At 57.6% G+C, this 22845-nt stretch carries 21 protein-coding genes; 13 read left to right on the top strand and 8 right to left on the bottom strand.

The window, feature by feature from the left end:
• Positions 1-585: 585 nt before the first annotated feature.
• From G5315_RS15245 to G5315_RS15215, 7 genes are all read left to right on the top strand, one after another.
• Complete coding sequence (locus tag G5315_RS15245) at positions 586-1221, top strand: YchE family NAAT transporter (RefSeq protein ID WP_005337678.1); 636 nt, start codon at positions 586-588, stop codon at positions 1219-1221.
• A gap of 278 nt (positions 1222-1499) precedes the next feature.
• The gene (locus G5315_RS15240; RefSeq protein ID WP_266135098.1) at positions 1500-3119 is read left to right on the top strand and encodes an ABC transporter substrate-binding protein; all 1620 of its coding nucleotides are present in this window, start codon (positions 1500-1502) and stop codon (positions 3117-3119) included.
• A 98-nt stretch (positions 3120-3217) separates the two neighbouring features.
• Entirely contained in the window at positions 3218-4138 is a 921-nt protein-coding gene (gene oppB, locus G5315_RS15235) for an oligopeptide ABC transporter permease OppB (RefSeq protein ID WP_069555437.1), read from the top strand.
• A gap of 14 nt (positions 4139-4152) precedes the next feature.
• On the top strand, positions 4153-5064 hold the full coding sequence (gene oppC / locus G5315_RS15230) for an oligopeptide ABC transporter permease OppC (protein WP_139407229.1): 912 nt from the start codon (positions 4153-4155) through the stop codon (positions 5062-5064).
• Between the two features lie 54 nt (positions 5065-5118).
• The gene (locus G5315_RS15225; RefSeq protein WP_005337668.1) at positions 5119-6099 is read left to right on the top strand and encodes an ABC transporter ATP-binding protein; all 981 of its coding nucleotides are present in this window, start codon (positions 5119-5121) and stop codon (positions 6097-6099) included.
• Positions 6100-7095 carry a murein tripeptide/oligopeptide ABC transporter ATP binding protein OppF gene (gene oppF, locus G5315_RS15220; RefSeq protein WP_005337666.1) on the top strand — a complete coding sequence of 332 codons (996 nt, stop codon included), beginning with the start codon at positions 6100-6102 and terminating at the stop codon, positions 7093-7095.
• Between the two features lie 302 nt (positions 7096-7397).
• Entirely contained in the window at positions 7398-8342 is a 945-nt protein-coding gene (locus tag G5315_RS15215; protein WP_227342375.1) for a TerC family protein, read from the top strand.
• Between the two features lie 64 nt (positions 8343-8406).
• Here the strand turns inward: G5315_RS15215 and alr are convergent, their stop codons facing one another.
• Positions 8407-9633 (bottom strand): alanine racemase, encoded by a 1227-nt coding sequence (gene alr, locus G5315_RS15210; RefSeq protein ID WP_103422279.1) that lies wholly within the window; start codon positions 9631-9633, stop codon positions 8407-8409.
• 173 nt (positions 9634-9806) lie between these two features.
• Here alr and G5315_RS15205 point away from each other — a divergent pair, with 173 nt between their 5' ends.
• Positions 9807-10256 (top strand): methyltransferase family protein, encoded by a 450-nt coding sequence (locus G5315_RS15205; protein ID WP_266135096.1) that lies wholly within the window; start codon positions 9807-9809, stop codon positions 10254-10256.
• A 92-nt stretch (positions 10257-10348) separates the two neighbouring features.
• Here the strand turns inward: G5315_RS15205 and tapW are convergent, their stop codons facing one another.
• Together tapW and G5315_RS15195 are read right to left on the bottom strand one after the other, a co-directional pair.
• Complete coding sequence (tapW, locus tag G5315_RS15200) at positions 10349-11488, bottom strand: type IVa pilus ATPase TapW (protein WP_005353124.1); 1140 nt, start codon at positions 11486-11488, stop codon at positions 10349-10351.
• A 58-nt stretch (positions 11489-11546) separates the two neighbouring features.
• Entirely contained in the window at positions 11547-11903 is a 357-nt protein-coding gene (locus G5315_RS15195; RefSeq protein ID WP_005353120.1) for a DMT family protein, read from the bottom strand.
• 112 nt (positions 11904-12015) lie between these two features.
• Between G5315_RS15195 and G5315_RS15190 the strand changes: the two genes are divergently transcribed.
• The 3 genes from G5315_RS15190 (at position 12016) to G5315_RS15180 (ending at position 14714) form a co-directional block, all read left to right on the top strand.
• Complete coding sequence (locus tag G5315_RS15190; protein ID WP_421252385.1) at positions 12016-12747, top strand: substrate-binding periplasmic protein; 732 nt, start codon at positions 12016-12018, stop codon at positions 12745-12747.
• Positions 12748-12843: 96 nt separating this feature from the next.
• The gene (gene btuC, locus G5315_RS15185; protein WP_421333295.1) at positions 12844-13851 is read left to right on the top strand and encodes a vitamin B12 ABC transporter permease BtuC; all 1008 of its coding nucleotides are present in this window, start codon (positions 12844-12846) and stop codon (positions 13849-13851) included.
• Between the two features lie 65 nt (positions 13852-13916).
• On the top strand, positions 13917-14714 hold the full coding sequence (locus G5315_RS15180; protein WP_216951571.1) for an ATP-binding cassette domain-containing protein: 798 nt from the start codon (positions 13917-13919) through the stop codon (positions 14712-14714).
• Between the two features lie 365 nt (positions 14715-15079).
• Here G5315_RS15180 and G5315_RS15175 read toward each other — a convergent pair whose 3' ends face one another.
• Positions 15080-16147: a 3-deoxy-7-phosphoheptulonate synthase gene (locus tag G5315_RS15175; protein ID WP_322863871.1), complete on the bottom strand. Its 1068-nt coding sequence runs from the start codon at positions 16145-16147 to the stop codon at positions 15080-15082.
• A 144-nt stretch (positions 16148-16291) separates the two neighbouring features.
• Between G5315_RS15175 and G5315_RS15170 the strand changes: the two genes are divergently transcribed.
• Positions 16292-16672, top strand: coding sequence for a diacylglycerol kinase (locus G5315_RS15170; RefSeq protein ID WP_005337641.1), 381 nt, complete (start codon positions 16292-16294; stop codon positions 16670-16672).
• A gap of 81 nt (positions 16673-16753) precedes the next feature.
• Here the strand turns inward: G5315_RS15170 and serA are convergent, their stop codons facing one another.
• The 4 genes from serA to G5315_RS15150 form a co-directional block, all read right to left on the bottom strand.
• Positions 16754-17986 carry a phosphoglycerate dehydrogenase gene (gene serA / locus G5315_RS15165; protein WP_005337639.1) on the bottom strand — a complete coding sequence of 411 codons (1233 nt, stop codon included), beginning with the start codon at positions 17984-17986 and terminating at the stop codon, positions 16754-16756.
• A gap of 324 nt (positions 17987-18310) precedes the next feature.
• On the bottom strand, positions 18311-18964 hold the full coding sequence (gene rpiA, locus G5315_RS15160) for a ribose-5-phosphate isomerase RpiA (RefSeq protein WP_005353106.1): 654 nt from the start codon (positions 18962-18964) through the stop codon (positions 18311-18313).
• Between the two features lie 161 nt (positions 18965-19125).
• Positions 19126-19722, bottom strand: coding sequence for a 5-formyltetrahydrofolate cyclo-ligase (locus G5315_RS15155; RefSeq protein ID WP_058059524.1), 597 nt, complete (start codon positions 19720-19722; stop codon positions 19126-19128).
• 195 nt (positions 19723-19917) lie between these two features.
• Positions 19918-21252: a Na+/H+ antiporter NhaC family protein gene (locus G5315_RS15150; RefSeq protein WP_266135091.1), complete on the bottom strand. Its 1335-nt coding sequence runs from the start codon at positions 21250-21252 to the stop codon at positions 19918-19920.
• A 333-nt stretch (positions 21253-21585) separates the two neighbouring features.
• Between G5315_RS15150 and dapB the strand changes: the two genes are divergently transcribed.
• Positions 21586-22398, top strand: a complete 813-nt coding sequence (gene dapB, locus G5315_RS15145; protein WP_005347132.1) for a 4-hydroxy-tetrahydrodipicolinate reductase — start codon at positions 21586-21588, stop codon at positions 22396-22398.
• Positions 22399-22845 lie beyond the last annotated feature (447 nt).

The raw sequence follows: 22845 nt of genomic DNA, 5'->3' as shown, positions 1-22845 counted from the left end.
GAGAGGCTTGTTAACGCAGGGTAATAAACCACATTTATCAAGTGGTTAATTGCAATCGAACATAGGATTGCAGAGCTATTTTGGCGGTATAGGTTAGTAAATATGAGTGAATCGGTTTCAAAATCACCGACAAACGCACTTTATTCCAGCGTTTGTTGCAAAAATGATTGTTGTTTTAATCCATGACTAATCCGCTTTATTCCCCGAGGGGGCCATTTCTGCCCGCTTTCCCGGTTTTTGCATTGTGGCTCTCTTGCCGAGTCAATGAATTGATGTCTGGCCTGAAATAGTAGGAAGGCAAAGCCTGGATCCTCTCGAGTCGCTTGGTCATTCGGTCAGTCATCGTCGGACTCTCTGGTCATGATTAAGCAGGCTTGCGCTCACTTTTCTGGCGCGTGTCGGGCGGTAGAAAGGGCTTTTGGCATCGGTTTATGCCAGTTAGCGCGGATGCATTAGATGAACTAACTAAAAAACCCTCAAAATGGTGAGATTATTTGATTGGTACCCACTCTGGCTATGATGTAAATTTACGCACGAAATTAATGGACTGGCCCGCTGGGCCCGAAACTCTATTGGAAGGCGCCTATGGCAGCAATTGACGTCTCGTTGTATCTGAAGTTTTTTGTCGGTTTGTTCGCAATTATCAACCCGCTTGGTTTGTTGCCGGTGTTTGTCAGTCTGACCAGCCACCATACCCAGGCCGAGCGGATGAAAACCAATACCACCGCCAATATCGCGGTGATGGTGATCCTGCTGGTCTCCATGTATATGGGGCAGCTGATCCTCGATGGGTTTGGCATCTCGCTGGCGTCGTTCCGGATCGCCGGTGGGTCGCTGATTACCCTGATTGCCTGGTCGATGCTGCAGGGCAAGCTGGGCGAGGTGAAGCACAACAAACAGGAGAAGGGTGAACTGGCGGTGCGCGAGTCTATCGCCGTGGTACCGCTGGCGCTGCCGCTGATGGCGGGCCCCGGTGCCATCTCCTCGGTGATTGTCTATGCCAGCCAGAGCCACTGGCAGCAGCTGCTCGGTATGTCTGTGGTTGTCGTGGTCTTCTCTTTCTGCTCCTGGCTCATCTTCCGCGCCGCGCCGCTGCTGTTCAAGATCATGGGCAACACCGGCATCAACGTGGTGACCCGTATCATGGGTCTTATCATGATGTCGCTGGGTATCGAGATCATGGTGGCCGGTATCAAGGGGGTTTTCCCCAGTTTGATGTGAGCCAGCTCAGCTTTATGAAAGCCGGTCCTCGTGACCGGCTTTTTATTGGTTGCTTTTTGCCCGGTCTTTTCTAGAATCGGTCGTTTGTGTGAAAAATGAGCGTTTTGTCGGTGTTTTAATACTGAAAAAGCGCGTGTCAGCTGATTTTTTAACCAGAAAATGACGGTTACCCTGACAATATCTGTTGCATTATCGGAATTGGCAGGGAATTATGCTGGGAGCGGGTTTTAACCCCGTCACTTTAAAAACGCATGGAATGTTCTTGTTGGAGTAGGGAAATGACTCATAAAAAAACAATGATTAACACATTGCTGATGGCTGCACTGTTTGGTGGCGTCAATGTGGCTCAGGCTGCCGATGTCCCGGCGGGAACCAAGCTGGCTGAAGTCCAGCAACTGGTAAAAGGCAACGGTTCCGAGCCTGCGACCTTGGACCCACAGAAAGTTGAAGGAACGCCTGAGTCTGCAATTTTGCGCGACCTCTTTGAAGGTCTCGTGACATCCGGTTCGAAAGGGGAAGTTGTTCCTGGTGTCGCAGAGTCTTGGGAAACCAAGGATAACAAGCACTACGTCTTCCACCTGCGCAAAGATGCCAAGTGGTCCAACGGTGAACCTGTCACCGCACATGATTTTGTATATGCCTTCCAGCGTGCAGTTGACCCCAAGACAGCCTCTCCTTACTCCTGGTATCTGGAGATGCCAACTATTGCCAATGCTACAGAGATCATTGCTGGCAAGAAGCCGGCTGATACGCTGGGCGTGAAGGCGACCGACGACTACACCTTCGAAGTGCAGCTCGAGAAGGCTATCCCTTATTTCGTAACCATGCTCTCTCACACCACCACCTACCCGGTACCGAAGAAGGTCATCGAGAAGTATGGTGAAAAATGGACCCAGCCGGGCAATATGGTAGGTAATGGTGCCTACGTATTGAAGGAGTGGGTTGTTAATGAGCGAATTGGCTTGGAGCGTAATAAAAACTACTGGAATGATGCGAAAACGGTGATCAACAAGGTTACCTATCTTCCGATCCAGTCCACCAACGCGGAGCTAAATCGCTTCTTGGCTGGTGAAATTGATATGACATGGAACGTGCCTATCGAACGTTTCAAGCAACTCAAGAAAGATTACCCGGCTGATTTGAAGGTTGAAGGTCTGGTTTCTACTTATTACTACCAGTTCAACATCAAGAAAAAGCCGTTTGATGACGTGCGAGTGCGAACTGCTCTTTCTTATGCGGTCAATCGTGACGTGATTGCAGATAAAGTCATGGGGCAAGGGCAAAAACCCGCATATGGGTTGACGCCTGACTATGTCGATGGTTTTAAACCGGTTGCCCCAGAGTGGTCAAAAATGACCCAGGCCGAGCGTGATGCCAAGGCCAAGGCGCTGCTTGAAGAGGCAGGTTTCGATGCCAGCAAGCCGTTGAAGTTCGAGCTGCTCTACAACACCGATGACAACCACAAGAAAGTGGCTGTGGCCGTTGCTTCCATGTGGAAAAAACTGGGTGCAGAGGTCAGTTTAGTGAACCAGGAGTGGAAAACTTACCTGGAAACCAAGAAGCAGGGCCAGTTTGACGTGGGTCGTGCCGGCTGGAGCGCCGACTACAACGAAGCCTCATCCATGCTGGATCTGATGCAGACCACTCACGGCAACAACGATGGCAAGTACTCCAATCCAGCGTTTGACAAGTTGATGACCGACTCTCGTGATCAGGTTGATGCGGACGCTCGCAACAAGCTCTATGTCCAGGCGGAAGAGATCCTGGCCAAGGACATGCCGATCATCCCGATATACCAATATGTTCAACCTCGGATGGTCAAAGCTTATGTTGGGGGTTACCCAAGCAACCCGCTGGATAACCTCTACAGCAAAGATATGTACATCATTGCTCACTGATTTAAAGCAACAAGTCGCATAACAAGCAGGGCCCGCCGGACGGCGGGCCTTTATTACAATCGCGACCCTTTGGAAGCAGTACAGGACAGGAAATGTCTATGTTGAAATTCATTTTTAAACGGCTATTGGAAGCGATCCCGACTCTGTTGGTCTTGATCACTGTCTCTTTCTTCATGATGCGTTTCGCCCCGGGTAACCCCTTTACCAGCGAACGTTCACTTCCCCCTGAAGTGATGGCCAATATCGAGGCCAAATATGGGCTCGACAAACCCATTGGCATGCAATATCTCACCTACCTGGGCAACCTGGTGCAGGGTGATTTGGGTCCCTCTTTCAAATACAAGGATTTCACCGTCAATGATCTGGTGAGCCAGGCGTTGCCTGTATCCGCCAAGATCGGGACCACGGCCTTCTTCTTCGCCGTGTTGCTGGGGGTCACCTTCGGCACCATAGCGGCACTGAAACAGAACACCATCATCGATTATCTGCTGATGTCGTCGGCTATGGCCGGGGTGGTGATCCCGGGCTTTGTGCTGGCGCCCTTGCTGGTGCTGTTTTTCAGTATTCATCTGGGCTGGTTCCCTGCCGGTGGCTGGCAGGGCGGTGGCATCCAGTTTATGGTGCTGCCGGTGTTCGGCATGATGATGTACTACATCTCCGCCATCTCGCGGATCATGCGGGGCAGCATGATCGAGACCATGAACTCCAACTTCATCCGTACCGCCCGTGCCAAGGGCTTGCCGCTGCGCCACATCATCCTGAAACACGCGCTGCGTCCGGCCATGCTGCCGGTGGTCTCCTATCTGGGCCCGGCCTTTGTCGGCATCATCACAGGTTCCGTGGTGATCGAGACCATCTTCGGCCTGCCGGGGATCGGTCAGCTGTTCGTCAACGGTGCCCTTAACCGTGATTACTCCATGGTGCTCGGTCTGACCATTCTGGTCGGCGCCCTCACCATCACCTTTAACGCAGTGGTCGATATTCTCTACGCCTTTATCGATCCCAAGATCCGTTACTAATTCGGGAGTTCATCATGGTTGTTTCAACTGAAAAACGCGATGCCGTCGAGGCGTTCGCGCAAAAAGTGGAAGTGGTGGAGGGGCGCTCCCTGTGGAAGGATGCCCGTCGCCGTTTCCTGCGCAACAAGGCGGCCCTGACCAGCCTGATCATTCTGACCATCATCGGTCTGGCGGTCATCTTTGGCCCCCATTTGTCCCAATACACCTTTGACGATCCGGACTGGGGCGCCATGCAGTCGCCGCCGGATATGGAAGCAGGTCACTACTTCGGAACCGACAGTCTGGGGCGCGATCTGTTCGTGCGCACCCTGCTGGGCGGTCGCATCTCCCTGATGGTCGGCATCATGGGCGCCATGGTGGCGGTCATCATCGGCACCCTGTATGGCGCGGCCTCCGGCTTTATCGGCGGGCGGGTCGACAGCCTGATGATGCGGGTACTGGAGATCCTCAACGCCTTCCCCTTCATGTTCTTTGTCATCATGCTGGTCACCTTCTTTGGCCGCAATCTGGCACTCATCTTTATCGCTATCGGGGCGGTGAGCTGGCTCGACATGGCGCGTATCGTGCGCGGCCAGACTCTCAGCCTCAAGAGCAAGGAGTTTATCGAGGCGGCCCACGTCTGTGGCGTCTCCAAGTGGAAGATCATCACCCGTCACATCGTACCGAACGTACTCGGTATCGTGGCCGTTTACGCCACCTTGCTGGTGCCGGGGATGATCATGTTTGAATCCTTCCTGAGTTTCCTGGGCCTTGGGGTTCAGGAACCGATGACCAGCTGGGGTGCCCTGCTGGATGAAGGCTCCAAGTCGATGGAAGTGGCCATCTGGCAACTGCTGTTCCCCGCCGGTTTTATGGTGGTGACCCTGTTTTGCTTCAACTTCCTCGGGGATGGTCTGCGTGACGCCCTCGATCCGAAAGATCGTTAATCGAGCATCGGGTCGACAGGAAAGCATCACGAAAGATCGATAAGGAGTTTTTATATGAAGTTACTGGATGTGAAAGATCTGCGGGTCGAGTTCAAGACCCCGGATGGCAATGTGGTGGCGGTCAACGACCTCAATTTTTCTCTCTCTGCGGGTGAAACCCTGGGGATCGTCGGCGAGTCCGGCTCCGGTAAATCCCAGACGGCCTTTGCCATCATGGGGCTGCTGGCCAAGAACGGCATTATTACCGGTTCCGCCAAGTTTCAGGGGGAGGAGATCCTCAACCTGCCGGAGTCCAAGCTCAACAAGATCCGCTCCGAGAAGATCGCCATGATCTTCCAGGACCCCATGACCTCGCTCAACCCCTACATGAAGGTGCAGGATCAGCTGATGGAAGTGCTGATGTTGCATAAGGGCGTCAGCAAGGCGGAAGCGTTCGAAGAGTCGGTGCGGATGCTCGATGCGGTGAAAATTCCCGAAGCGCGCAAGCGGATGGGGATGTATCCCCACGAGTTCTCCGGCGGCATGCGTCAGCGGGTGATGATCGCCATGGCACTGCTCTGCCGGCCGCAACTGCTGATCGCCGACGAACCGACTACCGCACTCGACGTGACCGTACAGGCCCAGATCATGACTCTGATGAATGAGCTCAAGCGCGAGTTCAACACCGCCATCATCATGATCACCCATGACCTTGGCGTGGTCGCCGGTATCTGCAACAAGGTGCTGGTGATGTATGCCGGTCGTACCATGGAGTACGGCAAGGTAGACGATATCTTCTATCGCCCGAGCCACCCCTACACCGAAGGCCTGCTGCGCGCCATTCCTCGTCTCGATACCGAAGGGGAAGTGTTGCCCACCATCCCGGGCAATCCGCCCAACCTGCTGCGTCTGCCGACCGGTTGCCCCTTCCAGGAGCGTTGCCACCGTGTGAGCGAGATTTGCGGCCAGCAGTCACCGATCCTGACCCCGTTCAACGACGGTCGGGAGCGTGCTTGCCACTGGGTTTCGGATGCCATGAACAAGGGGGCCAACTAAATGGGTGCCGACAAAAAATTGCTGTTGGAAGTGTCTGACCTCAAGGTCCACTTCAGTATCAAGAGTGGCAAGGCGTGGCCTTGGGCCAAGCCATCCGATTTGAAGGCGGTCGATGGCGTTACCCTGCGCCTCTACGAAGGGGAAACCCTCGGCGTGGTGGGTGAATCCGGCTGCGGCAAATCGACCTTTGCCCGCGCCATCATCGGTCTGGTACCGGCCACCGATGGCAAGGTGGTGTGGCTGGGTGACGATCTCACCAAGCTCGATCAGAATGCCCTGCGCGAGAAGCGCAAAGAGATCCAGATGATCTTCCAGGATCCGCTGGCTTCTCTGAACCCACGCATGACCATCGGCGACATCATCGCCGAGCCGCTCATCACCTTCTATCCCAACCTGCCACGGGAAGAGGTGAAGGAGAAGGTGCGCGCCATGATGAGCAAGGTGGGGTTGTTGCCCAACCTGGTCAACCGCTATCCGCACGAGTTCTCCGGCGGCCAGTGCCAGCGGATCGGGATTGCCCGGGCGCTGATCCTCGAGCCCAAGATGATCATCTGCGATGAGCCGGTGTCAGCGCTTGATGTCTCTATCCAGGCACAGGTGGTCAACCTGCTCAAATCCCTGCAAAAGGAGATGGGGCTGTCGCTCATCTTCATCGCCCACGATCTGTCGGTTGTCAAACATATCTCCGATCGGGTGCTGGTGATGTATCTGGGCAACGCCGTTGAGCTGGGGACCCGCAAGGAGATCTTTGCCAACCCGTTGCATCCCTACACCAAGGCGCTGATGTCCGCGGTGCCAATCCCGGACCCTGAGCTGGAGCGCAACAAGGTGATCCAGATCCTGGAGGGGGACTTGCCCTCACCGATGAACCCGCCGTCCGGTTGCGTGTTCCGCACCCGCTGCCCGGTGGCTGGCCCCGAGTGCGCCAAGACCCGCCCTGTGCTGGAGGGTAACTTCGATCATGCGGTCTCCTGCCTCAAGGTCGACCCGCTCTGATGGGGATGTGTTGAACCTGCTTGCGGGGCTCCTTGATGGGGCCCCGATTTATTTCTGGCGGTAGTGAAGATGCCTCTTGGCGTTATCTTTTACCGCTGCTACTATCCGCGCAACAAGGGGAGTAACTTCTCGCCGGTTTGTCGTCATTACGGTGCACCCATTTCCTGCAGTGCACCCGGCAGCCGGGCAGTCGATGCAAATCAGCTGTAAGTGAGACCTTGCCGAGAGGCAAGGTGTATCTGCTCCAAACGCAAACCCACGCCTCTCGGTCGTGGGTTTTGTCGTTTTTGGGAGAAGTGAACATGGGTGAATGGTGGATGTGGACCGGTTTCTTCAGCATAGTGCTGGTCCTGTTATGGATAGACATACGCTTTGTTGGTGGCGGCAAGTCACACAAGGTGTCCCTCAAAGAGGCGGGCGTCTGGTCCCTCATCTGGATCAGTGTTGCTCTGCTCTTCAACCTGGCCATCTGGTTTTGGCTGGACCACAGCGCTGGCCGTGACATTGCCAACCAGAAGGGATTGGAGTTCCTCACCGGCTACCTCATCGAGAAAGCGCTGGCAGTGGACAACGTATTCGTCTGGCTGATGCTGTTCGGTTACTTTGCCATTCCGGCCGAGCTGCAGCGCCGGGTGCTGCTCTATGGAGTACTGGGTGCCATCGTGATGCGTGCCGGTATGGTGTTCGCGGGTAGCTGGCTCATCGAGCAGTTCCACTGGATCCTCTATCTGTTCGGCGCTTTCCTGCTGCTGACCGGTGCCAAGATGCTGTGGGCGGCCGACAAGGAGCCGGACTTGGCCAACAATCCGCTGCTAGGCTGGATGCGCCGTCGTTTCAAGGTGACCGAGACCCTGGAAGGGGAGAAGTTCTTCGTCTGGCGTGACGGTGTGCGCTATGCCACCCCGCTGCTGCTCATTCTGGTGTTGGTGGAGGTGAGCGATCTCATCTTCGCGGTGGACAGTATCCCGGCCATCTTCGCGGTGACCACGGATCCCTTCATCGTGCTGACCTCCAACATCTTCGCCATCATGGGTCTGCGCGCCATGTACTTCCTACTGGCGGGTGTGGCTGATCGCTTCGCCCTGCTCAAATACGGTCTGGCGCTGATCCTGATGTTTATCGGGGTCAAGATGCTGCTGCTGGATATCTTCAAGATCCCGACCGGCATAGCACTGGGCGTAGTCGCGTTGATCCTGCTGGCATCCATGGGGCTGAGTCTGTTTGTGACCCGTAAAAAGGCCGCTTAAACGCAACATCATTTAATACCAAACAACAAGGGCTCCCGCGGGAGCCCTTTTTCATATCGTGTTATCAGCGTTTGATCTTCTTGGGGTTGGTGTAGCCCCAGATGGTGTACATGTCCGCCAGCAGGGCGCCGTTGTACTCCTCCAGATCCGCCTGTTTCACTTCGGCGTCACCCTGACGGCCAAACAGCACCACCTCGTCGCCGGGTTTCACCCCTTTCAGATCAGTCACATCCACCATGATGGTGTTCATGGAAGTCTTGCCGACCACCGGCACCTTCTGACCCTGGATCAGCACATAGGCTTTGTTGCTGAGGGCACGGCGATAGCCATCGGAGTAGCCCAGCGGCAGGTTGGCGAGCCAGGAGTCACGCTTGAGGGTAAAGGTGCGGTCATAACCGACGGTGTTGCCCGCTGCATAGTGGTTGACAGAAGCGACCTGGGTCTTGAATGCCATCACCCGCTTGTATTCGGTGTGGGAGGGGATGGAGTCTCCGTAGAGCAGGCCGCCCGGGCGCACCATGTCGAAGTAGGCGTCCGGCACGGCCAGAGTGGCGAAGGAGTTGGCGGCGTGGATGGTGATCTTGCTGCGATCCAGTTTGCCCGCTTCCAGCAGCCACTGGGAGTCCAGTTTGAACTGGGCCAGTCCCATCTTGACGTCCTCTTTCTCCTCAACCGGGAAGTGGGTCATGATGCCGACCGGGGTGATCCCCTTTAGCTTGAGCATGGCCAGCGCATCCTGCTTGGCATCGGCCAGGCGCAGGTCGATGCCGTTGCGGCTCATGCCGGCTGAGTTGAGCGCGATATGCACCGGAATGGTGGTGTGGTGGCGCTGGGCGATATCGGCGATACCCTGGGCACTCACCAGACTGCCGATCAGCTCCTCCATCTTGTAGGGCAGGGCCTGCTCTACTTCATCCGGGGTGGCAGCACGCACCCGCATCAGACGGCCGGTAAAGCCCTTCTCGCGGGCGACGCGCGCCTCTTCGTTGCTGGCGATGCCGATGCAGGGGATATTGGCCTTGACCACGGAGGGGACCAGCAGGTCGATGCCATGACCGTAAGCGTCGGCCTTCATGATGGCGCAGATCTGCGGGCCCTTGTCACCGAGACGATCCTTGAGGGTCTGGATATTGTGCTCAAAGGCGCCCAGATCCACTTCCAACCAGGCGTTGCTGGCGGTTTGCTCCTGGCCGTTGCGATGATCCGTCGCAAGGGGCAGATAGGGAGCCGCAACGGCTTGGCCCGCGAGCAGGCCGAAGATCAGGGTAGCCAGCAGAGTTTTCTTGTGCATGGTGATTCCTTTTTGTTGTTCGCGTTGGATAGTTTGGACGGGGTCGGCCACATTGGTGGTGGTTTAACCACAACTTGTTGTTATTATTATGATCTTTGTCACTCTCAACAGGCGCTGACTGGTTGGGAGTCTACCGCAACACGGGTTCGGCCGACACTCGTCAGGGGAAGAAAATGGTCAATCTTGAGTTACGTTTGCCACCACCGCTGATCTTCCTGCTCTGTGCTGGTGTCATGTGGTGGCTAAGAGGGGAGAGCCAGCCCGGTATCTGGGCAATGACGCTGATGGATGTGCTGGTCGTGGTGGGGGCCATCATGGGCTTTGGGGCCCTGCAACGGTTTCGTCACCATCAGACCACGGTCAGCCCCACCAAACCGCAGCACACCAGTCGTCTGGTGACCTGCGGCGTTTATCGTGTCAGTCGCAATCCCATGTATCTGGGGCTGCTCTGCTGGCTGGCCGCCTGGGGCTGTTATCTGGGGGGAAGTTGGGTCTGGGTTGGGCCAATCGTGCTGGTTGCCTGGCTGACTCGCTTTCAGATCATGCCGGAGGAGCGGCTGCTGCGCGCCCGTTTCGGCGACGAGTATGTGGCGTATTGCCAGCGCGTTCGCCGTTGGTGCTGACAGGCAGTGATCTTCGTGAGCTGAGGGATAAGTCGGGCCAGCCGTGCTGGATAAAGAGAACCCCGGCTGGCCCGGGGTTCTCGAGGGGCTAGTTAGAAAAAATCGCCCTTCTCGTCCTTGGTGGGTTCGAGGCTCCAGCCGGTGGCATCACTGCTGCTGGCAATCTGCCCCTTCTCCTTCCACAACTTGATCTTGAGGCGCAGGTTGTTGGCCGAGTCGGCGTTTTTCACCGCCTCTTCTTCCTCAATCACCCCTTCCACCACCAGATCGAACAGTGCACTGTCGAAGGTAACCATGCCGAGGGCCTTGGATTTTTCCATCACCTCTTTGAGGCCGCCAAATTCGCCGCGCTTGATCATGTCGCGGATGGTGTGGGTGCCGAGCATGATCTCCACTGCGGCCCGGCGGCCGCCATCGGTGGTTTTTACCAGCCGCTGGGAGACAAAGGCCTTGAGGTTGTTGCCCAGATCGTTGAGCAGTTGCGGACGGCGCTCCTCGGGGAAGAAGTTGATGATGCGATCCAGCGCCTGGTTGGCGTTGTTGGCGTGCAGGGTGGAGATGGCAAGGTGGCCGGTTTCGGAGAAGGCCAGCGCATGTTCCATGGTCTCTCGATCGCGAATTTCGCCGATAAGAATGACGTCCGGCGCCTGACGCAGGGTATTTTTCAGCGCAGCGTGGAAGCTGCGGGTATCCACGCCAACTTCCCGCTGGTTGATGATGCTCTTGCGGTGGCGATGAACGAACTCCACCGGATCCTCGATGGTAATGATGTGTCCGCCGCTGTTGCGGTTGCGGTGGTCGATAAGCGCCGCCAGCGAGGTAGATTTACCCGAGCCGGTACCGCCGACAAACAGTACCAGGCCGCGTTTCTCCATGATGGTGTCGAGCAACACAGGCGGGAGTTTGAGATCTTCAAAGCGGGGGATTTCGGTCTTGATGTTGCGGGCCACCAGAGAGACTTCGTTGCGCTGCTTGAAGATGTTGACCCGAAAGCGGCCGATCTGGGGCAGGGAGATGGCGAGGTTCATCTCCAGATCCTTCTCGAACTGCTGCTTCTGCTCGCCATCCATGATCTCGGCGGCGATCCGCGCCACTTCACCCGGCTCCAGCGGCGTTTCGTTGAGGGGGCGCAGGCCGCCGTTAAACTTGGCGCAGGGGGGCGCGCCGGTCGACAGATAGAGGTCTGAGCCATCCTGCTTGGCCAGGATCTGTAACATGTCTCGCAATTCCATTTTTTTGCCTCGTCGATCAATGAGATGCCATGAGCGGGATGATATTGAGTGTACAGCCTCAGGCGCCGGTCAGTTTCTCGCGAAAGACAAAAAAGACCGCACCGAGAATGCAGAGCCCTGCCCAGAGATAGTCCCATTTCAGATCTTCCTTGAGATAGAAGATAGAGAAGGGGACGAATACGGTGAGTGTGATCACTTCTTGCAAGATTTTAAGTTGGCCCACGCTCATCACCGTATGGCCGATGCGGTTGGCGGGCACTTGCAGCAGGTATTCGAACAGGGCGATACCCCAGCTCACCAGGGCGGCAATGATCCAGGGTTTATGGTTCATGCTCTTGAGGTGAGCGTACCAGGCGAAGGTCATAAAGACGTTGCTGCAGAGCAGCAGACCGATACTGGCGAAAATCGGGTTCATTGGGTTCTCCTTGAAAATCCGGCGCATTTTATCCCTGAACCACGGGTTTTCATACGTGGTGTGGGAGGGTATTTTTAACCAACAGGATAAGCCGTGCGAGGTATGCGACGGGATGGGCAAGTTATGCGGGATTGTGTTGTTACTGTTATTTGCCATGCCGGTGCGAGCGACCCCGACGCTGACGGTGGCCACCGATCTGTGGCCGCCATTTCGCATCCAGCAAGCGGATGGCCGGTTGCAGGGGCTCGACATGGACATCCTGCGCCGGTTGCAACAGGCGAGCGGCATTGAGTTGCAGGTACGGCGGATGCCGTGGGGCAGGGCGCTCAAGCAGATGCAGACCGGTCAGGTCGATCTGATGATTGGCCTCGCCTATACCGCCGAGCGGGCGCAGTTCATCGACTATCTGCAGCCTGCCTATTACCAATGCTGGCCCGCGTTTTATGGTCAGCCGGTCAATGTGGCCCGGATCCACCAATACCGCGATCTGCAGGGGGTGAAGGTGGGCTATGTGCTCAACTCCGCCTACTTTGAGCCCTTCAGCAGTGACAGCCGCCTCGACAAGCACGGAGTACCCACCGAAGATCAGCTGCTGCGCATGGTGCAGCGCGGTCACCTGCCGCTGATGATTGGCACCGACTGTCAGGTGGACTATGCCCTGAGTCAGGGAAATGCCAGCCGGATAGGCAAGGCGGACTACCGCCCCGCCACGCCGGTGACCCTCTATCTCGGGATGAGCAAGCACTCACCTCACCAGTCGCTGCGCCAGCCCTTGCTGGTGGCGCTGCAAAATCTGGTGGCCAGCGGCGAGATAAGCGTGATGGCAAAGCGTTACCAGCCTTGACCTTGGGTGGCAAGCCACTGTTATCATGCCCTTTTCCTGCTTCCCCCCGGCGCTGCGACAGGGCCGGGGGAAAGCCTTGTTATTCGGGGATCTTCCTTGTACCTCTTCCTTATCGCCCGCCAGCAGCGCTGGCAGCGGCGCTGGCTCTGTGGCCTGACGCTGCTGACCCTGCTGCTGTTTCTCTTCTCCCTCGTCTGGGGCGAGTTTGTGCTGCTGCCCTGGCATCCCCTTGGCGATCTCGAACTGCGCATCCTGCTGGAGCTGCGTCTGCCGCGTGCCTTGCTGGCCCTATTGGCTGGCGCAGCCCTTGCTTGTGGCGGCGCCGTGTTGCAGGTGATGCTGCACAACCCGGTGGCCGAACCCGGGCTGCTTGGTGTCTCGAGCGGGGCTGGCCTTGCCGCCATGGTGGCGATGGCGGTGGCCAAGTCCCTCGGCCTCTATCTGCCCGGCTGGGGGCTGTCGCTGGCGGCCTTTGGTGGCGCCCTGCTGGTGACCATGCTGCTCATTCGGCTGGCTCGCCGGGCGCGTCTCGGCCATGCCCGCTTGCTGTTGTTTGGCGTCGCTATCGGTATTCTTACCAATGCCGCCATGACCTGGTTGATGTACTTTGCCGACGATGGTTCCTTGCGTGAATTCATGTTCTGGATGATGGGTAGCCTCTCTTACGGCAGCCAGCAGTTTGCCTGGTGGTGGCTGGTGCTGCCGCTCACCCTGGGCTGGCTCTGCTGGCAGGGCAAGGCGCTGCAACAGTTGTTGTTGGGGGAGACTCAGGCCCGCCTGATGGGGATGGATGTCGACAGGATGCGGGTGCGGTTGGTGCTGGCGGTCTGTCTGCTGACCGGTGTGGCGGTGTCGTTGTGTGGTGTCATCGGTTTTGTCGGGTTGGTGGTGCCCCATCTGCTGCGGCTCTGCGGTGGCTGCGATCAGCGCTTTCTGCTGCCTGCCTCGGCGCTTGGCGGCGGGGCCCTGCTGCTGGCGGCCGATCTGGTTGCTCGATCCACCCTGAGCGCGGGGGAGTTGCCTATCGGCGTCATCACCGCCTCGGTGGGGGCGCCGCTCTTTATCTACCTGCTATTGAGGCAAACTGCCGATGGTGCTGCATGAATATCTGCATGATTTGGTCGGGGCGCGCAGTCTCCTTATTTACCCGTTGTTGAGGCAAGATGCCGATGTCACCCGCTGATCCCATGCCGGTTTCTTCTCGTGCTGCTGCGCCGCTGCTGGAAGCACGCGCACTCGCCATTGCCGGACGGCTCTCTCCCCTCGATCTTCGCTGGCATGGCGGCCAGCTGGTGGCGCTGCTTGGACCCAATGGCAGTGGCAAGTCGACCCTGCTCGGGGCGCTGGCGGGGATTTTACCCGCCGATGGCACAGTGCTGCTGGGGGGGGAAGTGCTTACTGACCTGAGTTGGCCCGAGCTTGCCAAACGGCGCGCCATGCTGCCCCAACGTCAGCCCCAGCTGTTTCATATTCCGGTGTTTCAGGTATTGAGCCTGGGGCTTGATGAGATGGTTGCACCTGCCAGACAGAACGAGGCGATAAATGCATTGTGCGAGGCATTGGAGCTGGAAGCTTTGCTGGCCCGGGACTTCAGCCGGTTGTCGGGGGGCGAGCAGCAGCGGGTGCTGATTGCCCGCACCCTGCTGCAGGTGTGGCCGAGCCTCAATCCGACCGGCAAGGTGCTGCTGCTGGACGAGCCGCTGGCGGGGCTCGACCTGCATCACCAGCTGGCGCTATTGCGGTTGCTGAAAACCCTGGCCGCTCAGGGCTTGCTGGTGGTGCTCGCCATCCACGATATCAATCTGGCCATCGACTGGGCCGACCGCATTCTCTGCCTGCAAGGGGGCGCGGTGGTGCGCGAAGGGGGTGTCGAGCTGGTGGATGAGGCGCTGCTGGCGCAGGTATTCCAGATCCGCACCGACCGCATCGAAGCTGCGGGGCGCGTGTGGTTTATGCCCAGTTTGTAAGTAGGGTGTACAGGAAAGAGGGCGCATGTAGGGTCGATTAGCGAAGCGTAATCGGCCGACGGCAAGAAGAAGGGGCCGGTATCAAAAATACTGGCCCCTTTGGTTTTATTCGCAGTTCAAGCCTGTTTGCTCAGGCGCACCTGCGCCGCCTCTGCCAGCATCGCCAGCAGGGTTTCGGAGTCGATCCACGACAGGCAGGCATCTGTGATGCCCTGGCCGAAGGGTGATGTCGCAGTCTTACCGCAGGTTTGCTTTGTTCAACCGCACCAGCGCGGCTTCGGCCTGCATCGCCAGCAGGATTTCGGTGGCGCTCCACGACAGGCAGGCATCTGTGATGCTCTGGCCGAAGGGTGATGTCGCAGTCGTTACCGCAGGTTTGCTTTGTTCAACCGCACCTGCGCCGCTTCGGCCAGCATCGCCAGCAGGGTTTCGGTATCGTTCCATGACAGGCAGGCATCGGTGATGCTCTGGCCAAAGGTGGCGGCGCAGCCGTTCTCCACATCCTGACGCCCTTCCACCAGGAAGCTCTCGGCCATGATGCCGGCGATGCCGGTACGGCCGCGGCGCAGCTGATCGCAGATATCTTGCGCCACCAGCAGCTGACGACGGTGATCCTTCATGCTGTTGCCGTGGCTGAAATCGACCACCAGACGCTCCGGCAGGCCCACATCGGCCAACGCTTCACAGGCTTCATCGACACTGGCGGTGTCGTAGTTGGGTCGGTGGCCGCCACGCAGGATCACATGACCAAAGGGGTTACCGGCGGTGCGGTAGATGGTCATCTTGCCGTCCTTGTCCGGCGAATAGAAGATGTGGCTGTGACGGGCGGCGCGCACCGCATCGATGGCGATGCGGGTATTGCCGTCGGTGCCGTTCTTGAAGCCAACCGGGCAGGAGAGGGCCGAGGCCATCTCGCGGTGTACCTGGGATTCGGTGGTACGAGCGCCGATGGCGCCCCAGGTGATGAGGTCGGCAATATACTGGCCGGTCACCATATCGAGGAACTCGGTGGCGGTGGGCATGCCGATCTCGTTGATGTCGACCAGCAGTTTGCGCGCCAGTTTCAGCCCTTCGTTGACGTCGAAGCTGCCATCGAGGCGCGGATCGTTGATGAGCCCTTTCCAGCCGACGATGGTGCGCGGCTTCTCGAAGTAGGTGCGCATCACGATGCAGAGGCTCTCTTTATACTGCTCGCGCAGGGCGTTGAGGCGCTGGGCATACTCGCGAGCAGCAGCGGGATCATGGATAGAGCAGGGGCCGACAATGACCAGCAGGCGCTGATCGTCTCCGGCCAGAATGGCTTCCACTTCGCGACGGGCATCCAGCAGATTCTGGGCAATGGTATCGGTGATCGGAAACGCGTGTGCAAGCTCGCTCGGAGTGATCAGTGACTCCAGGCGACGGGTGCGCAATTCATCTGTGTGAATGGACATACAACTCAAGTCTCGAGTGGGTGGTGTCAGCCGCAAGGGGCGAAAAAGCAAAGAGATAAAATAAAGCAAAAGTCCCCTGATTGAAACCTTGGGGGGCTCTGATAGGATGTGAGGCCAAAATCGATTCCAAATGAGGTAGATAGCGTGGCAAAGCCAGGGGCAACCGGGGTCACCCGCATCATCAACGCAACCGGTTACAGCATGAAGGGGCTCAAGTCAGCCTGGATTAACGAGGCGGCTTTTCGGCAGGAGCTGATGCTGATCCTGTTGCTGATGCCGCTGGCCTTCTGGCTGGGGGATTCCCTCAACCAGATCCTGCTGCTTATCGTCATCAGCTGGCTGGTGGTGATCGTCGAGATCCTCAACTCTGCCATTGAAGCTGTGGTAGACAGGGTTGGCTCCGAGCATCATGAGCTCTCCGGTCGCGCCAAGGATTTGGGCTCCGCCGCCGTCTTTATCGCGCTGGCCCTGAACGCCCTGGTATGGGGGGCGCTGGTGGGCCGCAACCTGTTGGGGTGGTGGTAAGCCACTACGCTGCCTTTAGGTTCTGCTTCATAAAAAAGCCCGTCATCACGACGGGCTTTTTGCTGCGCAGATAAGGGTCTATCAGTGGAGGATGCGGGCGCGGATGGTGCCGTTGATCTCCTTGAGTTTGGCGAGCGCCTTCTCGCTGTGCTCGGTCTCCACGTCGATCACCACGTAACCGATATGGCTGCTGGTCTGCAGGTATTGACCGGCGATGTTGATCCCCTCTTCGGCGAAGATCTGGTTGATCTGGTTCATCACGCCCGGCTGGTTGCGGTGAATGTGCAGCAGGCGGCTGGAGCCCTTGTGGCCCGGCAGCGACACTTCCGGGAAGTTGACGGCGGAGAGGGTGGAGCCGTTGTCGGAGTATTTGACCAGCTTGTTGGCTACTTCCAGCCCGATGTTCTCCTGCGCCTCATGGGTGGTGCCACCGATGTGCGGGGTCAGGATGACGTTCTCCAGCCCACGCAGCGGGCTTTGGAACTCCTCGTCATTGGACTTGGGCTCGACCGGGAAGACGTCGATGGCGGCGCCGGCAATATGGCCGCTTTTGATGACGTCAGCCAGCGCATCGATATCCACCACAGTACCGCGGGCGGCGTTGATGAAGATGGCGCCCGGCTTCATCATCCGCAGTTGCTCGGCACCGATCATGTTCTTGGTGGAGGCGGTCTCCGGCACGTGCAGGCTGATGACGTCAGACATATTGAGCAGCTCGACCATGCTCGGCACTTGAATGGCGTTACCCAGCGAGAGCTTGTTCTCGATATCGTAGTAATAAACTTTCATGCCGATGCTCTCGGCGATGATGCCAAGCTGGGTACCGATGTGGCCGTAGCCGATGATGCCAAGCTTCTTGCCGCGCGCTTCCACCGAGCGGTTGGCCAGTTTTTCCCACACGCCGCGATGGCACTTGGCATTCTTCTCGGGGATGCCGCGCAGCAGCAGCAGGATCTCGCCCAGTACCAGCTCGGCGACCGAACGGGTGTTGGAGAAGGGGGCGTTGAAGACCGGAATACCGCGGATCTGGGCCGCTTCCAGCTCGACCTGGTTGGTACCGATGCAGAAGCAGCCGATGGCGACCAGCTTGTTGGCGGCGTCGAGGACTTTCTCGGTGATCTGGGTGCGGGAGCGCAGCCCGATGAAATGGACGTCGCGGATCTGCTCGATCAGCTCCTCTTCGGAGAGCGAGGTCTTGAGATACTCCACACTGGTGTAACCTGCGGCACGAAAGGTCTCTACGGTGTTGGGGTGAACCCCCTCCAGCAGCAGAACCTTGATTTTATCCTTGTCCAACGAAAACTTGGCAGTCATGACGATCCCTCTGTATGTGCAAACGTAAGTGCAGATTTGGTGTGCGAAGAAAACCGTAAAGTAGCAAAAACGTTTGGGAGAGGGAATATTTGTGACGAAAGTCAAATTCTTTGAAGTTATCAACGAATGTTGTAAACATCCGTATGCAACTTGTTGAGGGATAAATAAAAACGGCGCCATCAGGCGCCGTCATTTATTCACAGTGCAATGTTTGGGTCATATCCCATCCCGGGGCTCAATCAACGCCGCTGCTGCGTCAGAGGTTGCAGAGTGGCGCTGGCGAGGGAGGGAGGATGCCGCTGCACTGTGCTACCGGTGTCGGGATTACTGGGTAATCACGCCGTCCGGCGTACCGATCAGGACAACATCGGCGCCGCGCGCGGCGAACAGGCCGTTGGTGACCACACCAACAATGGCGTTCAGTCGTACTTCCAGCGCCTTGGCGTCGGTAATGGCCATGCCTTTCACATCCAGAATGTGGTTGCCGTTGTCGGTGACCACGCCTTCACGCCACACCGGGTTGCCACCCAGTTTGCGAATTTCGCGGGCCACGTATTCGCGGGCCATCGGGATCACTTCCACCGGCAGCGGGAACTGGCCCAGCACGTCGACGGTCTTGGTGTTGTCGATGATGCAGATGAACTTGTCAGCGACGGCGGCAACAATCTTCTCGCGGGTCAGGGCTGCGCCACCGCCCTTGATCATGTCGCGGGTTGCGTTGATCTCGTCGGCGCCATCCACATAGACGGAGAGGGCGTCGATCTCGTTGAGATCATATACGGTGATGCCGAAGCCCTTGAGGCGCTCGGTAGAGGCCACGGAGCTGGATACCGCCCCCTTGATCTCGTCCTTCATGGTCGCCAGCGCGTCGATAAAGTGGTTGACGGTAGAGCCGGTGCCCACCCCGACGATGGTGCCGGGAACCACATACTTGAGCGCAGCCCAACCGGCCGCCTTCTTCATTTCATCTTGAGTCATGATCGTTCCTTAAGAAAAAAGCGGGCGCATTATATCCAACCCGGTACCCCGTCGCGACCTTGTTGCTCACGTTCCGGGGCAAAAAGAGGGACTTTGTAAATCGTTTGCCTGTTTATTCTGCGTTTGCGCGCACAAAGCAGGGGCTGCCTGCCAAAAACAGCTTATTCAAAGCGCCAGCAGTGGCTCGGGGTGATGATCTGGGGCAGCGGCACATCCCACTCCTCTTGCGGGACCGCATCCACCTGCTGGCAGTCGTGGGCAATGCCGAGCGGCTTGGGGCCCAGCTTGTGCTCATGCCAGATGGCGAGAGTGCGATCGTAGTAGCCGCCCCCCATGCCAAGACGATTGCCCTGGGCATCGAAGGCGACCAGCGGGGTGCAGATAAGATCGAGCGTGCTGTGGGGCACCACCTGCAGGATATCCAGCTCCGGCTCTTCGATGCCGTAGCGGTTGCGTACCATGGGGCTGGTGGCGGTATAGCGCAAAAAGAGCAGGTGACCCGGGGTAAAGGGGTGGAGCACCGGCAGGTAGACCTCTTTGTGCTGGGCCCACAGCCAATGGATGGTGGGCAATGGATTGATCTCCCCGTCATTGGCCAGATAGAGGGCAATGCGTTTGGCGGCGAGGATCTCGGGGTGTTGCTTGAACTGGGCCAGCAGCTGTTGGGCCGCCAATTGCTGCTCGGCCGGACTCAGATTTTTGCGGCGTTGACGAACCAGTTGGCGCAGGGATTGACGTTCGGGTTGGGACTCATGCATGGGGAACCTCTGGTATAGCTGCGCATCGATGGCTTGAACGCGCTCTACCTTAGCACATTCACTCTTGACGTTAAGGGGGGAAGGGGAACCCCGCCCGGGACGGTGGGATAAATGCTGGCGGATCCGATAGTGAGTCAACAAGGGCCAGGGTGTGGCCCCTGTTGATGGCATGTCGGCGCGCCAGCGTCTGGTCAGTTACTTGTCAGCCTTGCCGCGCATCTGGTGCTTCACAAACACTGCAATGAGTGCCGCTACCGCGAGTGCCATCGGGTAGAAACTCATGCTCACCACCGCCAACGGCGACAGGGCGAAGATGGATCCCAGCAGCAGCGCCTGTGCGCCCCAGGGGATCAGACCCTGTACCACGCAGGAGAAAATATCGAGCATGGAGGCGGCGCGGCGCGGGGTGACACCGTGGTGTTCGGCCAGATCCCGGGCCACCTTGCTCGCAACGATAATGGCGACGGTATTGTTGGCAGTGCAGAGGTTGGTGAGGCTCACCACCCCGGCGATGCCGAGCTCGGCCGCTTTCTCGTTCTGTTCACCATTGTGCTCGCGAGTGAAACGGGCAATCAGGGCGCTGATGCGATCGCTTATCCAGGCCAGACCACCCTGACGTTCCATCAGGGCGCCGAGACCGCCGATCAGCATGGAGAGCAGGAAGATCTCCTGCATGCCGGTAAAGCCCTGATAGATATCTTTGCTGAACTGACCGATGGCGTAGCCGTTGATCATGCCCACCACTCCGGCGGCCAGAATACCGATCCCCAGCACCACAAACACATTCACTCCGGCGAGCGCCAGCCCCAGGATCAGCAGATAAGGCATCACCTTGAACAGCTCTATGGCGCTGCCGCTGGCAGGGGATTCACCCACTGAGCCCAGGGTCAGATAGAGCAGGATCACCGCGATGGCGGCAGGGGCCGCAATCTTGAAGTTCTCGCGGAACTTGTCCTTCATCTCGCACCCCTGACTGCGGGTTGCTGCTATGGTGGTGTCGGAGATGATGGAGAGGTTATCGCCAAACATGGCGCCGGAGAGAATGGTACCTGCCATCAGCACCGGATCGATACCGGCAGCCTGTGCCACACCGAGGGCCACCGGCGCCACTGCACCTATGGTGCCCATGGAGGTGCCCATGGCGGTAGCAATAAAGGCAGAGATGAGGAACAGTCCGGGCAACAGCGCCCAGCCAGGGATGAGCGACAGGCCCAGCGCCACGGTGGCATCAACCCCGCCGGTGGCCTTGGCAACGCTGGCAAAGGCGCCCGCCAGCAGATAGATAAGGCACATCGCCATGATATTGCTGTGGCCAACCCCCTTGAAGAAGGTCTCCAGATTGCTGTTGAAGCTCTCTTTGCCAAGCAGCAGGGCCAGCATTACCGCAGGCAAGGCAGCAACCGGAGCGGGCAGCTGATAGAAGGCGAACTCGACCCCCTGCAGGGTCAGCCAGGTACCGGTACCGATAAAGAGTGCGAGAAAAACCAGAAGTGGCAGCAAGGCCCTGGCACTGGGTTGAGTCTGGATCATGTGTTCCTCTGAAATTGAACAATGACCTCCTGTCATGAACTGCTTTGTACCTGTATCGGATAGGGATAGGGGGAAAACAGGGCGGGCATCCTGCCGCATTGGGGTGCCCACAGTAGTGAGTCAACCCCACAAGGTCAAGATAGACGTCCAGATGGATAGGTGTTTTTATCTTTCGATTTTGTCACTCTGACTAAATCCGTTAAATGTTCGGATTAAATTAAATATTTCGTTTATTTGTCGGTTGTCTCTGCTGGCTCACTGTGGGCTTTTCAAAGCTGGCGCGGGCTGGTAAAACGGTCTCTTTCCATAATTAAAAGAGATGAGAGGGTGGAGATGGACAATCCGATCCGTGTGGCCGTGATGGGCTGTAATGGTCGTATGGGCAAGGTGCTGCTGGAGGCCATCACCAACACCGATGGCGTAGTGGTCGGGGCTGCACTGGAGCGGCCGGGTTCGGCGGTGATAGGTCTCGATGCCGGTGAGCTCAATGGGCTGGGCCATCTGGGTGTGGCGATCAGTGACAGTCTGGACAAGGTGCGTGACGAGTTTGATCTTATCATCGACTTCACCCGCCCCGAGGTGACCCTGGCCAATCTGGCTTTTGCGCTGGCCCACCACAAGCAGATGGTGATCGGCACCACCGGTTTTGACGATGCAGGCAAGGCCGCCCTGAAAGAGGCGGGCAAGCAGATCGGTATCGTGTTCGCCTCCAACTACTCGGTCGGGGTCAACCTGGTGTTCAAACTGCTGGAGCAGGCCGCCAAGGTGATGGGGGATTACACCGACATCGAGATCATCGAAGGCCACCATCGCCACAAGGTGGATGCGCCATCCGGTACTGCGCTCTCCATGGGGGAAGTGGTCGCCAAAACGCTGGGCCGGGATCTGAAAGAGTGCGCCGTCTATGGCCGCGAGGGGATCACTGGCGAGCGGGATCGCAACACTATCGGCTTTGCCACCATTCGTGCCGGCGATCTGGTGGGGGAGCATACCGTCATGTTTGCCGATATCGGCGAGCGGGTGGAGATCAGCCACAAGGCCTCCAGCCGCCTGACCTTCGCCAACGGTGCTGTGCGGGCGGGCAAGTGGCTTGGTCAGCAGGGGGCCGGTCTTTATGACATGCAGGATGTGCTCAATCTCAAGTGATGCCTCTGAGCGGCACTTTCGTACTACTGCTACCCCAGTGAAAAACCCCGGCTTGCCGGGGTTTTTGCTGTCAGTCAGCCAGAGTTTGTGTAAAAAGACGCGCTATCGGCAATTTTTTATCTGAATGCCTTATAAATCACACTATTGCATTATCCACCAGATTTTCCCTTCCTGAATGTCATCACCAGGTAACAGATTTGAGCATCTTTATGGCTGATTAAGCCATTTTTTTACACCAACAAGAAAAGACTAAAAATTCAAACGAAGAAAAACGTTTTCCATTTTTCATGTTCACTCTTGTCATCATAAAAGCGTTAAATTTGTGATTAATGTTTTTCGTGTAAAAATAAATGCCATTGTTTTAATTAGTTTTTTTGTTTGTTTTTGTCGCTATTGCTGGCTTGGTGGCATCTTTTGGTGGTGGTTTTTCATTTTCTTTCATGGGAG

The sequence above is a fragment of the Aeromonas sp. 603607 genome (genome assembly GCF_049171595.1).
Classification (GTDB): Bacteria; Pseudomonadota; Gammaproteobacteria; order Enterobacterales; family Aeromonadaceae; genus Aeromonas; species Aeromonas veronii.
Note: the sequence above shows the minus strand (reverse complement) of the source record. Positions and strands in the feature narration are given on the sequence as shown.